Annotated in this window: 10 protein-coding genes; 9 read left to right on the top strand and 1 reads right to left on the bottom strand. The window is 49.1% G+C overall.

Annotation, left to right across the window (positions count from 1 at the left end):
* Window positions 1–3 precede the first annotated feature (3 nt).
* The 8 genes from SHD_RS07080 to tadA all read left to right on the top strand — a co-directional run bounded on the left by SHD_RS07080 (window position 4) and on the right by tadA (window position 10,230).
* Window positions 4–3,456, top strand: coding sequence for an AAA domain-containing protein (locus SHD_RS07080; protein ID WP_023266474.1), 3,453 nt, complete (start codon window positions 4–6; stop codon window positions 3,454–3,456).
* Entirely contained in the window at window positions 3,456–5,141 is a 1,686-nt protein-coding gene (locus SHD_RS07075; protein ID WP_023266473.1) for a hypothetical protein, read from the top strand. Before SHD_RS07080 ends, SHD_RS07075 begins: the two co-directional genes overlap by 1 nt.
* Window positions 5,141–7,489, top strand: coding sequence for a coiled-coil domain-containing protein (locus SHD_RS07070; RefSeq protein WP_023266472.1), 2,349 nt, complete (start codon window positions 5,141–5,143; stop codon window positions 7,487–7,489). Before SHD_RS07075 ends, SHD_RS07070 begins: the two co-directional genes overlap by 1 nt.
* Window positions 7,482–7,691 (top strand): DUF2997 domain-containing protein, encoded by a 210-nt coding sequence (locus SHD_RS07065; RefSeq protein WP_023266471.1) that lies wholly within the window; start codon window positions 7,482–7,484, stop codon window positions 7,689–7,691. Before SHD_RS07070 ends, SHD_RS07065 begins: the two co-directional genes overlap by 8 nt.
* Entirely contained in the window at window positions 7,691–8,197 is a 507-nt protein-coding gene (locus tag SHD_RS07060; protein ID WP_023266470.1) for a hypothetical protein, read from the top strand. The genes SHD_RS07065 and SHD_RS07060 overlap by 1 nt, the downstream gene beginning before the upstream one ends.
* A 2-nt stretch (window positions 8,198–8,199) precedes the next feature.
* The gene (locus SHD_RS07055) at window positions 8,200–8,817 is read left to right on the top strand and encodes a 4Fe-4S cluster-binding domain-containing protein (RefSeq protein WP_023266469.1); all 618 of its coding nucleotides are present in this window, start codon (window positions 8,200–8,202) and stop codon (window positions 8,815–8,817) included.
* Between the two features lie 388 nt (window positions 8,818–9,205).
* Complete coding sequence (locus SHD_RS21950) at window positions 9,206–9,361, top strand: hypothetical protein (protein WP_161629208.1); 156 nt, start codon at window positions 9,206–9,208, stop codon at window positions 9,359–9,361.
* A 317-nt stretch (window positions 9,362–9,678) separates the two neighbouring features.
* Complete coding sequence (gene tadA, locus SHD_RS07050) at window positions 9,679–10,230, top strand: tRNA adenosine(34) deaminase TadA (RefSeq protein ID WP_167330620.1); 552 nt, start codon at window positions 9,679–9,681, stop codon at window positions 10,228–10,230.
* Between the two features lie 434 nt (window positions 10,231–10,664).
* Here tadA and mltF read toward each other — a convergent pair whose 3' ends face one another.
* Window positions 10,665–12,101 carry a membrane-bound lytic murein transglycosylase MltF gene (gene mltF / locus SHD_RS07045; RefSeq protein WP_011716320.1) on the bottom strand — a complete coding sequence of 479 codons (1,437 nt, stop codon included), beginning with the start codon at window positions 12,099–12,101 and terminating at the stop codon, window positions 10,665–10,667.
* Between the two features lie 280 nt (window positions 12,102–12,381).
* Between mltF and purL the strand changes: the two genes are divergently transcribed.
* On the top strand, window positions 12,382–16,263 hold the full coding sequence (gene purL / locus SHD_RS07040) for a phosphoribosylformylglycinamidine synthase (protein ID WP_039977769.1): 3,882 nt from the start codon (window positions 12,382–12,384) through the stop codon (window positions 16,261–16,263).
* Window positions 16,264–16,383: the final 120 nt, after the last annotated feature.

The following is a 16,383-nucleotide window of genomic DNA, read 5'->3' as shown; positions in this document are numbered from 1 at the left end:
GTTATGGAAAACCCGTTTTTTACTGCCCTTGAACAACAAGGTTTCACGGCAGACACACTAGCCAGCCAGACCAACAGTGTCCTGATGCCGTTTATGCATTACCTGAATAACAGCATCAAGGCACTGGAGAACAAGGAAGTCAGCTGTGTATGGAAGCCTGTTGCCAGTAAACGGTATCAGCTCAAGCCTGACAAACGTATCTGGCAACTGTTGCCAGTGAGCGAAATAGATGTTTTCGTCGGCAAGGAAGGCTGGTTTGAGATTCTTACTGTTGATGGTGAGTTACCTGATGCTGATTTTGACCCGGATGAAAAAGATCCGATCCAGCAAGGTAAAGGTAAAGGTCGGCGGGAGACAGAGATATCTGATGGTGGATATATCGCTTCAGCTTACCAACTGTATTTACCCAACCTTGAGTTGGATGACGATCCGATTTCATGGAGCGGTTATCAGCTGGCACTGCGTCCATTAGCTGTTCAGCTTGACCAGTTAGAGTCGGTTTATATCGACGGCCAGCCATGCAAGGTTACGAAACAGACGGGTGCTCGTCTGACTCTGCAAGGCCATGTAAAAGCCAGCAGTAAACTGTCTATTGGTGGGCAAGATACGCCTTTCACCTTGATTAAAGGACTGGACGAAACCCGCCTTAAACAATGGCAAGCCAAATCCAATGGCAATGGTTGGCTGCTGTTTTCAGAGGCGCGTCCACGGCTGGATGGCCATAAGCTGGACGACATTACAGAGAAGCAACTGGCTGGGCTGAGTTGTGGTCACTTTCAAAGTCAGGGGCAATCCCTGCAAAGTGATCACTGGGAGCTACGTGTAGAAGGCAACAAGCAAGCGCAAAGCCTGATACTGGAAAGCCGGGCTAACGAGAAATTCAAGGATTCAGATTCTCTTACCTGCTCCGCATTTCCAGCTCTTCTCTGGCAACTGGAGCCTGCCAAAGTCGAAGAAAAGTGGATTCAGTTGATCGAAAAAGAAGGTGGCGAGGATACTGGTAAATCCGACCTGGACTATTTCTTTGACGATAACCAGAACATTAAAATCCTCGACTCTACTCAAGGCAAATTTGATGATGGCTTCCGCGTACTCAAGGCTCGTCAGGATGAACGCCAGATCCTGCTGGCCAGAAATATCAAAGGTAAGAAAAACTGGAATAGCGAGTATCCATCCCAACAAGGGAAGTCCTGCGAGATCCGCGTGAGCGTGGATACCAGCCAGCTCAAACGTCAGAAGGATGCCATCAATCAACTGATGAGCCGACCATCGGGTGGTCATTGGCCTTTGATTCAGATGTTGCAAAAGCGTGAGCAAACACGTTGGCCAGACATCCCGCCTGTACGAATCGTTGAATCCGAGTGGAAAGTACTGACAGACCCGAATTTCGATGGCTGTGATCGTCAGCGCGAGTTTGTTACCAAAGCCTTGGCGAACGAAGATTTCACGATTCTGGATGGCCCTCCAGGTACGGGGAAAACCACCACTATTCTTGAACTGATCATGCAGCTGGTGTTGCAGGGTAAACGCGTTCTGTTATCGGCCTCAACCCATGCCGCCATCAACAACGTGCTGGAACGCATCAAGGAAAACCCAGCGCTGTCAGCACAGATATTTCCGCTGCGCATCGGGGATGAAAACAACGCCATCGGAGTTGAAGAATACCAGTTCGATAATCTGCTCAGCGGTCTTCAGAAAATCCAAGGGTGTGATCAACTCAGCAAGCAGTTAATGGTGGATTCTTCCAATCTTGTTTGTGGCACCACCATAGGTATCCTGAGACTGTTCAATAATCGCGAGGTGTCACTGGATACCGGCGAACCGCCGTTTGATGTGATGATCATCGACGAGTGCAGTAAAACCACCTTTCAGGAATTCCTAGTGCCTGCGCGTTTTGCCAAACGCTGGGTATTGGTAGGCGACGTGCGTCAGCTATCACCGTTCACTGATCGTGAGCAAATTGTTGCCAACCTCGATAATCTGATGCTGGTTCCGCCCAAAGGCAAAACACCAGGTCAGAACCTTTCTGCAGCAGTCCAGCAAGCCTGTTTTATTTTGGAAGAGCTGCGAGGCAATCATCAATCTCCGTATTCACAGCCAATGCTGGTGCCTGTTACACCTGACGTTGCAAACGCATTGGTTGAAGAGATTCGAACACGCACTTCACTGCCAAAACTTGCCAAGGGCCTGGATAACTTGCTGATCGTAATGGCAAGAGAGGGACGTTATACCGATGGCCATCAGCTTGGGCTGAAACAGATCCAGCAGAAGCCGGATCAACTGTATCGTCACAATCTTTGTTTCGTCGAAGAAGGTTGCCTGGGCGAGATTGCCCAATGGATTCCTGACGATATGTTGATTCTGCATCCCGATTGGCGCCACACCTCCCAAGCAGCGCGCCATAGGGTTTCGGGAACTGGCTGTAAGTCGTTCAAAGTTAAAACCTCTGATTACACGGATACAGTGCAGGTTCATAAGGAACTACTCGACCGGTTCGACAGCACCAAATGGTCGGAAGAGGTGTGTTGGCGTCTGGAGCGCGAGTACTGGCTGCGGCTATCCGCCAACCAGAAGAAGAAAACCGGCTATCTGGAGGACACACTGGAACGGCTTTTCCCCAAGTCAGTATCAGCTGATGGCCGAATTCATGTACTCAAGAATATTGCTTTCCCGTCGATTCTGGAGGCCCTATCGGGGGATGGTCTGGTCAAACGCAAGAATGATGATCCAACGACCTTGAATCAGGGGTTTGATGCTTCTGAGAAGTTCCAACGTTATACGACGCTGACCTATCAGCATCGAATGCACCCGGATATTTCAGCATTCCCTCGACAGCAATTTTACCCACAAGGTGTTTTGAAGGATGGCGGTAAAACGGCTTCTGACCGAGCATGGCAATACACAAGGTATAAGTCTCGTAATATCTGGCTGGATGCTCGCGGAATAACCTTGCGGGGCAATAGCAACAAGCAAGAAACTCTGGCTCTGATTAGTGAACTTGATGCGTTTTGTGATTGGGCTGCAGGAAAAAGCAAAAACAAAAAAGGCGAAACATTCGACGTTGCGATTTTGACCTTCTACAAGGGTCAGGAAAAAGCCTTGCGGGAAGCCCTACAAAAGCTGCCGGGTAATGCCAATCGTTATGCAAGGTTTAATTTCAAAGGTATATCGATCAAGTTGGCGACAGTGGACTACTTCCAGGGCCAGGAAGCAGATGTGGTGTTTCTGTCGATGGTGAATACCCATCGTGATGGCTTTATGGACTCACCTAACCGCCTTAACGTCTCCATTACCCGTGCCCGCTATCAGTTAGTGATTGTTGGGCATCATGAATATTTCTCTCAGCAGTCTCGTACTCTGGAATTAAAAAAACTCGCAGAATCCTGCAATGTTGTGACTGAAAACAGCCAAAAACCGTCTCATCATCCTGCAGGTAAGAAAGGGACATCTCATTAATGAGTGGCAATAAAAACAACAGAATGAAGCCGTTAGCGGAACGTAAAGTGAATGCTCCAGCAGATGCTGCTAATCAATTCAGTGGCGATAAGAAACAGGCTGATGGCTCGCTGGCCTTAACGCTCAGCAGAACCGTTCAGTTGAAACGTTATCCCATCATCGCAAGGGTTACGTTTTTACGGGAACGCCCCGATCTGGTGTCCTTGTTAAAGAGTATGCAAAACAATCCGGCCGATATGCCGCCTCGACTTAAGCAGTATCTCAAACAGGAAACGCTGTGGAATGAATCAGGCATTACAGATAAGGGTCAGCAAGTCATTGATAGTGGCCTGTTCGAAGCTAAAGAGCGTGGTCTTTACCATATCTGGTACACAGAAAACGACCCGCTTTTGGGGTATCGTCCGACGTTTATTCAGAGGGATACAGCGTTCTTTGAACCCAATATGCAAAGCTGGAAAAAAGGATCTGACGCGGCTCGATCAAAATTCCGAGTAGATGACTCGTTACAATTGAGCGTTCTAGAGGAATCCTTTGTCGATCGCAACAAGACGGAACTGAAAAATATAAGTTTACAGATTGTCTCGCTTGAGCCGGAAGTGATTTGCTCGCCCGAGAAGTCAGCAGAGGTTCATCTTGAATGGAGACTCGGCTTGTCAACATCGCAGCTCAGCCTGACAGGCCAGCTGGATATGTTGCAATTCAATCAGAATAAAGCCAGCTTACGCCCTGAAAAGTTGGAACTCTCCATTAATGATTTTGGTGATCGCCTGAACGATATCATGGCGGCTATCGCTGGAGAATTCGACGGCCACTGGCTGCCTAAAGACCGTCGCTTGCAGAGTTCGCTGGAGTCGATTCAGCGTTATCCATCAGCAGTGCAGAAATTTCAGATCGGCAGTTTTAATCGCTCAGGTCTGACAACCGATATGGGTGAGTTTCAGTCGGTTCAGGCCAAACACATTCCCATTCAGCCACTTAACCAATCCGATGCTGAGAAATGGCAGCGTTTCTGGCTTGAAGACTTCTACCGCCGAAAATACCACTCATCGGCAGAGGCCCGTAAACAGCAGGCCGAATGGCTGGATCATATCGCCTTACATGATTTTGAACTGCCATTTAAAGAACAGCAGCCATTGTTGTCAGAGCTATCTCGCGAAAGTCAGCCACTGGCGTATTGGCATATTGCGGCGATGGCCGATCTGACTCCGTCCAGAAGCCGTAAGCTACGCATGCCGATCAGTCTGGTAAACGGTGATCCATTGGCTCTCGAGGACCTGCTGAAACAGTTGTCAGGAGGCGAATACATTAAACACATCATCTATTCAGATCGTTATGTACATACCTCACGTCAGAGCCGCAACCTGAGTTATGTGGCTGCTTATTTTTCTGATGCCGAAGGCTTGCTGTTGACGCTGGATAGGCAACATGGAAAAGAAGCAGAACTGCCAGCAAACTGGTCACGCGACATCCTGCACAAGCAAAATGATAACCACGGTCGCTACTGGATTCTGGTCGGTACGGAGCATACCTGGTGCTGGGAATGCAGCAGCGGGCTGGATTTTATTCGCGAGAATAGTGGGAAATTCATTGTTGATGGCTCACCGACCTTCACTCCGAAAGAGGTGGCAACTCTGCCTCGATACTTGCAAGACCAGATCAATAAAACCGCAGTGGAGGCTCTCTGATGACACGGATCGTACCTCGTCAGGAACAATTTCGAATCGATTACCAGAACGAGCATTTACCGGCTTTATTCAGCAAGCAGGCGTCTGATGCAGACTTCAGTAGCGCTTTGCCGATACTGAATAGTGAGTTTCTCAGCCGGATTATCTCCATGGCTCGTCTGACCCTGCTGATTGCCTGTGAGCAACTGAAAGACGAATCGCTGATTCAGGCCATCAAAGAGCAGGCAGAAAAAGGCATTCGTATTTATCTGCTGTTGGGCGAGAAAAACGCCAACAAGGTGGCGATTGACGTGTTGTCTGGCCGCTGCCTCATTCGCTCGGGTGTGAGCCAGCAAGGTGCTCTGATGCTGGTGGATCACACCACCACTCAGGCTCAAGGGTGGCTATTGATGTCTGGTCAGCCTTTGGTATCTGCTGTTCAACCTGCTTGGGGAATCCAGCTGGAGCCGCAACAGATCGATGACAGCTTCCGCAGCTTCTGCAAACTGTTCTGGGAAAATAGCAATGAGGAATACCTCCAACAGAACCAGCAACAATCCAGCGTTCAGCACCCGGATGGCGCCGTCGTTACTAACCACTCTCATCAGCTATGCAGCACCTTACACGATTGCCTGAGCGATACGCTGGAGCATCTGCAAGCTGCTACTCATTCTAGCTTTAGAGCTTCCGGTAAGAGCTGGCGTTTGCTGCTGGGGACTCATTCCAATGAAATAGCAAGACAGGCTCGTGTTGGTGTAGCGCTTACCGATAATCAAATTCCGTCTCTTTTGTTGTCTGGTGATGGCAACTGGTTATTGCCAGATGAAACAGACTTTGCTGTTGCCAACTGGTGCTTAAAGCTATCTCCTCAGCAAAGCAAAAAGCTTGTACAAGCCTACGAACAGGCCTTTGAAGAGGCTGCATGGCAGTATCAAGACAACACTTTGATTAGCGAATGTTCAGATCAGCAGCGACTTCGTTTCGCCGACCAACCGGGCTCGGAATGTGTGGTTGAAAATGTTCGTGAAATCGAGCTTGAGGATATCAGCACCCAGAGTATCGACAGCTTCCTGAATGATGATGCCGAGCAGCTGGCATCAGGGGGGACGGGCTGGCAACGCAGCCAGCTGGCCCACTTTATTGATTATAACGTGGTGGTACACCCGCCTTACTGCCCTGAGTTTGCAAAGCCGGATGCCTTATATCAGGCCTGGGAAAATGCAGAAAAAGATTGGCAGCAACGCCTTGATGTGCTCACTAATGCCCAGTCCAAAATCGACCAACAGCAAGCAAGTATCGCTGACAAGTTAAGAGGCTTTATCAAGGGGTTCTTACTCGGGCAGGGACAATCGGTGAAATCCCTGAACCTGGAAATAGACACCCTTAAGAATTGGTCGGTCACGAAGGCTACACCGGCAGAGCGAGAGCTGCATCGCCAGCAATTAGAATCCTTGCAGGATAAAATTCGCAAGCGTGGCTCCGACACTGATCAGGAGTTGGATAAAGCCGAGCAAAACCAACGCTGGGAACTGCAGCGTGACAGGCTGAAAGCCGATCAGTCGAAGGCGAACGAGCTGTTTAAACAGAAGTCGTTTGCTCTTGGCCAGTTGGAAAAGAATAAGACAGAGGCCATTTCTCTGGTTGAGCGATCATTCAGATCTAGCTGGATTTTCGCTACCGAAAACCTGACGGAACAGCAGCTGAATGACACCGAAATCAACGGTATTCAGCCGGAGCAATTTCTTGCAGAAACTCTGCCAGAGATTCCTCAGGCAGCACCAAAAGATGCTGATGAGCCGGAAAAGCAGGCTCGACAGGAGGCTATTCAACAAGCCAAATCCAGACGTGAAGAATTAACACAACAGGCTCGCCAGGCCTGTATAAAAGCCAGACGAGAAGCTCTGCAGTCGATGGATGTGGGTCAGGCTAACAATTGGAAAACATCCATTAAAGAGAAACTTTGGAAAAAGCATTACAGCGCTTTTGAGCGCTGCTTAGCTGATCATGAACAAGGCGTGAAGAAAATCGAGCGTGATATCCAGGAGGCTCAAAAAGCGCTGGATAACAGCAGAGCGGAACAGGAGCGAGCAGAAAAGGCACTGAATGAACACGGTTCATCGTTTGTGTATCAGCAGAAACAAGCATTCGATGCCTTTGCCAAACAGCTCGGTCTGAAAGGTAATACAGCTGCTGAAAACCAATTCCAATGGCCAGCAGAGGAGCTGCCTGCAGAAGGAACAGAACTGCGCACACATCAACAGGATCGTTATCTGGTGATATTCGATGACGATCATATTGATCGGGCCCAACTGGATGCTGAACGTTTGAATGCAAAAATCGTATGCGACAAGGAGTCAGCTAATGCCTGAACAAAAAATCACGCTTACGATTGATGATGACGGGGCTATTACCGCTACAACCAGCGGCTTCAAGGGCGAAAGCTGTCTGGAGGCGCTGGATGAATTACTCAATCTGGAAGGTGTCGTCAGCTGCGTCAAGAAGACCGATGAATATCATCAGCAGCAGACCCTGCAAACGGCTCGGGTTCAGTCGCTCAGGGGGAAATCCTGATGAGTGCTGTAATCAAAACCGCTACGCCATTTGTGATTGAAGAAGTGCTGATGGAGGCTCTGACAGCGGTTGGGGCTGAACCACGAAGAGTCAGTTCAAGTGATGTTGATCTTGTTCAGCGCAATCGACTTCAGATTGGGGATATTCTAACGAATCGTAGTGATTACAACGGTCGCCAGCTATTTCGGTTTGAGCTAGATCGTTGGGTAATGATGCATGATTCAGATGAGTATGCAGGTCGTACCGTCGATCGCTTTTCAGAAAAGGGTTATATCAAGGTTTCCAGATTTCTGACTGATGTGAGTGGTGCTTACGAATCTGCTTATGGAATGTATCTGGAAAAACTGGCTGAGCAGGAACGAATCCGCCTTGAGGAAGAACGTAAAGCGAGGGTTGAAACTACTCGCCAGCAAGCCATTGCCAAGGCCAAAGCCCAGGGTTATTCAGTTAAGGAAACTACCAACAGCAAAGGCCAGATTCAGTTGGTACTGACCCGTATGGTGTAGCTATGCGACAGGACTATGGTGAGTACTTTAACGTTGCGCATATTGAACCAGAAAGCCATATATATGGCCCTGGCAAACGTTACGTTATTTGGCTTCAGGGTTGTTCGTTAGCTTGTAAAGGATGCTGGAATCAGCAGATGTGGTCATTTGAGCCTGAACAATTGATACATCGGGAGCAATTATTGGATGAAATTCTCCAATATAGAGATATTGATGGCATAACCCTACTTGGAGGTGAGCCTCTACAACAGGCACAAAACGCACGTTGGTTATTAAGTTCTTTTAGGCGCTCCTCGGGCTGTTCGACGGTTTTATATACCGGTTTTACATATAGTGAGCTAGTAAAGCGCAATGATTGGGCATTGCTCAGAGAACATTGTGACTTGATGATAACCGGTCGCTACTCTTATTCTTTAAGGAATACGAATCTTCGTTGGAGGGGCTCGTCAAATCAGGAATTAATTTACCTAGCGGGGGGCAGAATTCCTCTAGAGCCGCCAGAAGACGCTAACGAGGTCGAAGTAATTATTGATGAAAATGCTGCTATCAGAGTTCTTGGTTACCCAGACAGCGGCTTTTTCGGGACTTTAATAGATTTAGAGTCACTTGGATTTGTCTAGCTTGACTTTCAGCCCTGGGTGTTGAAGTCGGCATCGTTGCCAGCCAGGCGCGGGCTTGTTGCAGGTCTGCCACCAGGTTGATGGTTGCCAGTTGTGCTGTCAGCCACTCGACCATGGCTGCTGCAATGTACTGGTAACGACCTTCAAACGGGCCGTCGTGTTGTATGGCGATGGCGACAAAGGAATCCAGTTATGCCAGTAAGAGCCGGACATTCGCGGCCGTCGACTGCATCGGCCCGTGGTGGGTTAGGTACATAAAGTTGGGTTCAAGTGCAATCAGCCGTTCGATACTCGCACGAATGGCGAGCGGATCTAAGTGCACCGGTGTGGTGGTGACAAACAAAAGGTTTTAGCCCGCAGGCGAGTCGAACACCTTGTAGGAAATACTGTGACTGCTGCTGTCGTGAACACTGAAATGGTGTTTAGCGTGTCTGGGGCGTCTCAACATGTAGCTCTTGGCGAAAGATGCTTTGTAAAAGCCGCCCGAGGCATCCTAGTTGAGTTGGATGTTTGTGATGATAATGCGGGTGAGTCGGCTATCTGAAGAGGCTAATCCGACATTTTGAGCGTTTTTACGATTCATGGAATTTTTCATGTTTTTTGATGGAGTTTTTCTTCAAGGTATTGTTTTATAATTTATTTGTTGTTCTATTGATAGTCGAGAAGGAAAAATTCTTTATCTTGATGACATGCATTAACGAAAGGCGCCAAGTGCGCCTTTTTTATTGGTTATGGGTATAATTGCCCAAATTGTTGATTAAAGAGAATCCTTAAGTGGAGCAGATAAAACTGGACCCCAAAACCTTGCATGCGAAAACAAATAGCTCTGATGAACTTGGTTGTGATGAAGTGAGTGCTGATGTGCTAGCTGGCGAGCAACCTTGTCTCGAGCAAGCTAGTCTTGAACAAGCTCGAGTCGATGAACATTGGATGCGTGTCGCGATGACTATGGCTGAAAAGGCTGAGGCTGCGGGTGAAGTACCAGTGGGGGCGGTTTTAGTCAAAGATGGTCAGCAAATCGCGGCCGGATATAACTTGTCTATCAGTGAGCACGACCCCTGCGCCCATGCTGAAATTCAGTGTTTACGAGCAGCGGGGCAAACGATTGAAAACTATCGCCTCCTTGATACCACTCTTTACGTTACCCTCGAACCTTGTGCAATGTGCGCCGGAGCTATGGTGCATAGCCGGATTGCCCGCGTGGTCTTTGGTGCAAAAGATGAGAAGACTGGCGCAGCGGGAACCGTGCTTAACCTCTTGCAACATCCTGCTTTTAATCATCAAGTTGAGGTGACATCTGGGGTGTTAGCGCAGGAATGTGCTGACCAATTGAGCCGCTTTTTCAAGCGTCGCAGGGAGGAGAAGAAGGCTTTAAAACAGGCTCAAAAGGCGCAGCAAGGAACGCTATCCTAGAGGAGTTTATGGACTCGCTTTAGCGTTAGTCTTGGGATTGGATAAACGTAAAAAACAGTTTGTGACGATTTAGCACCCGACGATGACGAATTTTCAGTAAGGTGCGGCGGCGTGATGCATTGTTATTGATGGTTTTTCTTCTCATATAGACCCCGTTTTCAATCTTGTTATTGTCTTGGTTATGTTGCTTTAGTTAACAGCTATGGGTTAACACGCAATAATTATTATATCGACCTGTCACTATGACAGTATCAGCAGAGATCTCGGGCGACAATCCCCCTCGATGCATCTGCTCTATAAAGCAGCGTTTTTAGCCCAAAGCGAGCTCACTTTAGCCTGTAATCACTTAATCTAAGATTAAAATCGTGGTGTGATGGTCGCAAAAAAGCAAGGCTGCGGCGCAAGTCAAGTTATTGAGGGGGAAGCGGTTAGGGCTATTTCGGCTTATCTGGGCTAAGTGTGCCAGGCACTGGCGCTGGGCCATCTTCCGAGGCGAGATCGCTCGGCTCTTCCTCATCGCTATTTTGCTGTTTAGATTGATTATCGACCCAGACTAAGGTGTCGTAATAACGGCGAATGCTGTCGACGTAATGCACGGCTTCGCTACCACGGGCATAGCCGTAGCGCGTCTTTTGGTAATATTTACGCTTTTGTAGCAGTGGCAATACCTTTTTAAGATCCCGCCAGGCGTTGGGATTAAGCTCCATGGACTCAGCGAGTTTACGAGCGTCTTCCACATGGGCATAACCGATATTGTAAGAGGCCAGCGCAAACCACATGCGTTGACTCTCGGGGATAGACTCGGGCAGACGGTTGATCATATCCCGTAAATAAGCGGCGCCGCCGCGAATACTTTCTTCCGCATCGAGGCGATTTGTAATGCCAATTTCTTTGGCGGTCGGTTGTGTCAACATCATCATGCCGCGCACTCCAGTGGGTGAGCGGGCATTAGGATTCCAATGTGACTCTTGATAACTGGTTGCCGCCAATTTACGCCAATCTAAGTCACCGGCGTGGGTTTCGAATAGCTGACGATAACGCGGCAGCACGGTTTCGATGGCGCGCAGGAAGGCACGGGTATCGATATAGTCGAAACGCTTAACGTGGCCAAAGTACTTTTCGTTTAAGTGATCGAGTGTGCCGGCAAGTTTTTCTTGGTGCCAAAACGCCAATAACTGACTCATCAAACCGTCACTGTGCGTGGGTGGCAGCAACCAAACCACATCGAGCTTTTCTTCTAGCACGAGCCCTGAACGCAGATCCGGTAAGTAACGGCGGTTAATCTGCACGCTGCTCGAGTCGGCGATGGTGTAGTCGATTTCCTTGTTGGCGATCATCGCCAGCAGCTCTTCGCTGTCTTTATCTGTGACTTGATCCCACACTAGCGTCGGATGGCGTTTCTGTAATTGCGTCAAGGTTTCCACAAACGAAGAGTCGGCAATTACGGTAATTTTACCTTTTAAGTCAGTGATATCTTTGGGTGTTGGCATGCCTTCACGGTAAACCAGTACTTGATTGACGCGATACAGCGGCGGGCCTAAACGGAATTGTTCGCGCCGCGCTGGAGTTTCTGTCATCCCCGCAGCAATGATATCAATCTCGTTTTTTTTCAGTGCATCATAGAGTTCGGCGCGGTTGGTATAAGGCACCATTTTTAAGGGCACATCGAGATACTCGGCAAAGAGCACCGCCATATCATAATCGAAGCCACTGTTGCCTTGGCCCGAGGTCATATAAATTTGCGGCCCATAAAGGGTGCCGACCCTTAATTCGGTGAGTTTATGGGGGACATATTCTGTTTCTTCCACGGTCACTTGCTGACAAGCCGTCAGTAAGAAACCTAAGATAATCGCGAACAGAAATCGAGTCATTAAACACACTTTATTAAATAAAATCAAAATGATGAACAGTAGAAGGTCAGTGAGGTAACAAGGATAAACTGGCTGACATTGCTGTGATTATATCCGTTTGTCGCCAATTGCGTTAAAAAAATCGTACCGCATGGAATACGAAGGAGGGGAAAAGGACCGCTTTTTATCTTAATAGGAAACACTGTTTTACGTAAGGTCACAGGTGATTTGTGACAGACATTTCCTTATAATAGCGCCATCTCTGACCCCTGCAATTATAAATATAAGGTGAATTGACGTGATGGAGATCATCCGCGGAGCCCCAGCACTCTCGACGTTTAGAGTGCAAAAGCTAATGGAGGCCTGCGTAAACGCTGCGCTTCCGGTACGCCAAATCTATGCTGAGTATGTTCATTTAGCGGATTTGAGCGAGTTGCTTGAGACCAATGAGCGCGAGCAACTTGAAAAAATTCTCACCTATGGACCTGCTATCGAAGCCCATACCCCCCATGGTTCACTCCTGTTTGTTACTCCCCGCCCCGGCACAATTTCTCCATGGTCTTCTAAAGCCACTGATATCGCCCACAATTGTGGCTTAGGTAAAGTGAAGCGCTTAGAGCGTGGTGTTGCCTATTATGTGGAGTCAGACACTTTGACTGTCGAGCAGCAACAAACCCTTAAAGGGTTATTGCATGACCGTATGGTTGAAGTGGTACTGGACGATTTTGTTAAGGCTGATGTGCTGTTTAAGCGCACTGAACCTGCGCCTTTCAAGAGTGTGAACGTGTTGGCTGAAGGTCGCCGTGCCCTTGAAGTGGCTAACGTCGAAATGGGTCTGGCGCTCGCCGAAGATGAAATCGATTATTTAGTCGAAAACTTTGTGCGTTTGAACCGCAATCCAAACGATATTGAACTGATGATGTTTGCTCAAGCTAACTCTGAGCACTGCCGTCACAAGATTTTTAACGCAGATTGGACAATTGATGGGCAGGCGCAGCCTAAGTCTCTGTTCAAGATGATTAAAAACACCTTTGAAACCACACCAGACCACGTGTTATCTGCCTATAAAGATAACGCCGCAGTGATGGAAGGTTCGGTTGCGGGACGTTTCTTCCCCGATCCAAACGGTGTTTACAGCTATCACACTGAGCCGATGCACGTGCTGATGAAAGTGGAAACCCACAACCATCCTACGGCAATCAGCCCATACCCAGGTGCGGCGACAGGTTCGGGTGGTGAGATCCGCGACGAAGGTGCAACCGGTCGTGGCTCTAAACCTAAAGCGGGTTTAACTGGTTTTAGCGTATCGAATTTAAAAATCCCAGGTTTTGTACAACCTTGGGAAGGCAACTACGGTAAGCCTGAGCGTATCGTCAGCGCGCTGGACATTATGACCGAAGGCCCACTTGGCGGCGCGGCGTTTAACAACGAGTTTGGTCGTCCAGCCCTGTTAGGTTACTTCCGTACCTATGAGCAAGAAGTCTCTAGCCACAACGGTGTAGAAGTCCGTGGTTATCACAAGCCGATCATGTTAGCAGGTGGTTTAGGTAACATTCGCGAAGAGCACGTCCAAAAAGGCGAAATCACCGTCGGTGCTAAGCTGATCGTACTCGGCGGCCCTGCGATGAACATCGGTCTTGGCGGCGGCGCTGCCTCTTCGATGGCGTCTGGTCAATCGAGCGAAGATTTAGACTTTGCGTCGGTTCAGCGTGAAAACCCAGAAATGGAGCGTCGCTGTCAGGAAGTGATCGACCGCTGCTGGCAATTAGGCGATAAAAACCCAATCCAATTTATCCACGACGTGGGCGCGGGTGGTTTATCTAACGCTTTCCCAGAGTTAGTGAACGATGGCGGCCGTGGTGGTATCTTCAATCTGCGCAACGTGCCATCGGACGAGCCGGGCATGAGCCCGCTGGAGATCTGGTGTAACGAATCGCAAGAGCGTTATGTGCTTTCGGTTGCGGCCGAAGACCTGCCTTTATTTACGGCGATTTGTGAGCGTGAGCGCGCACCGTTTGCGGTAGTGGGCGAGGCGACGCAAGAGCAGCATTTAACCCTAGCCGACAGCCATTTCGATAACAATCCTATCGATTTACCACTTGAGGTGTTATTAGGTAAAGCACCTAAGATGAGCCGTAATGTGGTGTCTAAAAAGGCTGTTTCTCCTGCACTTGAGCAAAGCAAGATCGATGTGAAAGAAGCGGTTAAACGCATTCTTAGTCTGCCAACCGTGGCGGACAAAACCTTCCTGATCACCATTGGTGACCGCACGGTAACGGGTCTAGTGAACCGTGACCAAATGGTTGGCCCATGGCAAGTACCCGTCGCAGATTGCGCGGTAACGGCGGCAAGTTTTGATACCTATGCCGGTGAAGCCATGTCTATGGGTGAACGTACGCCGCTAGCTCTGCTCGATTTTGGTGCCTCTGCCCGTATGGCGGTTGCCGAATCGATTATGAACATCGCAGGTGCGGATATTGGTTCGTTCAAACGTATCAAACTATCGGCTAACTGGATGTCTGCCGCGGGTCACCCTGGCGAAGATGCGGGTCTTTATGAAGCGGTTAAGGCCGTGGGTGAAGAGCTGTGTCCTGAGCTGAGCCTGACCATTCCTGTCGGTAAAGATTCCATGTCGATGAAAACCGCATGGCAGCAAGATGGTGTAAGCAAAACCGTCACGGCACCTATGTCGCTAGTCATTTCTGCCTTTGGTGTGGTGCAGGATATCCGTAACACGGTAACGCCTGAGCTTCGCAGTGATAAAGGCGAAACCTCGCTGTTATTAGTCGACTTAGGTGCTGGCAAAAACCGTTTAGGCGGTTCTTGTTTGGCACAGGTTTACGGTGAGTTAGGTGATATCGCACCGGACTTAGACGATGCAGCACTGTTACGTGGTTTCTTCGAAACCATGCAAAAACTGGTGGCGAAGAAGTCGGTTATTGCATACCACGACCGCAGTGACGGTGGTTTATTCACCACCTTAGTGGAAATGGCCTTTGCCGGTAACACGGGTCTGTCTATTGACTTAAGTGCACTGCAAGGTACTGACGTTGAACGTCTATTCAATGAAGAACTCGGTGGCGTACTGCAAGTGAGCCGCGCGGATGTCGAGCTTATCACAGCGCAATTCGCCCAAGCAGGCGTGCCTTGCCATATGATTGGCTCTTTAGCGAATGACCAACGCATCACCATTAAAGATGGTGCGCGTGAAGTGTTCAGCGAGACGCGTGTTGCACTGCGTACTATCTGGTCTGAAACCACTTACCGCATGCAAGCGCTGCGTGATAACCCAGCCTGTGCATTAGAAGAATTTAAGCTTAAGCAGGATGAAACCGACTTAGGTTTAACGGTTAACTTAAGCTTCGATCCAAATGAAGACGTTGCTGCGCCGTACATCCTCAAAGGTGCTGCACCTAAGATGGCGATTCTGCGTGAGCAGGGTGTTAACTCCCATGTGGAGATGGCCGCAGCATTCGATCGCGCAGGTTTTGAGAGCCGCGACGTGCATATGTCAGACATTCTGTCGGGCCGCATTAGCCTCGAAGAGTTCCAAGGCCTGGTGGCCTGTGGTGGCTTCTCCTACGGTGACGTATTAGGTGCGGGTGAAGGTTGGGCTAAGTCTATCCTGTTCAACGAGCGTGCTCGCGATGAGTTCTCACGTTTCTTCGAACGTGACTCAAGCTTTGCTCTTGGTGTGTGTAACGGTTGCCAAATGCTGTCTAACCTGAAGGAAATCATCCCTGGTAGTGAGCACTGGCCACGTTTCGTGCGTAACCGCTCTGAGCGTTTTGAAGCGCGTTTCAGCTTAGTTGAAGTGCAGCAAAGTCCATCACTGTTCTTCCAAGGTATGGCTGGCTCACGTATGCCTATCGCCGTGTCCCACGGCGAAGGACATGCAGAGTTTGCCAGCGCGCAGGCGCTCGCGTTAGCTGAGGCCTCTGGCACCATCGCGCTGCGTTTTGTGAATGGTAAAGGTGAAATTGCCACCCAATACCCACAAAACCCGAACGGTTCGCCAAACGGTTTAACCGGTATTTGTACTACCGATGGCCGTGTGACTCTGATGATGCCTCATCCTGAGCGTGTATTTAGAACGGTTGCGAATTCTTGGCATCCAGATAACTGGGGTGAAGACAGCCCATGGATGCGCATGTTCCGCAATGCGCGAGTCAACTTAGGCTAAGGTTTTTACTGAGAAAATCACGACTTAAGTGTCCCGTCCTGAAATAAGTTGACACTTATTTCCACCTAAAACGCCTGATGAACCTCATCGGGCGTTTTGTATTTTAAGGCCAAATGGGGC

Source organism: Shewanella decolorationis S12 (genome assembly GCF_000485795.1).
Lineage (GTDB): Bacteria > Pseudomonadota > Gammaproteobacteria > Enterobacterales > Shewanellaceae > Shewanella > Shewanella decolorationis.
This window is presented reverse-complemented; position numbering and strand designations above follow the sequence as displayed.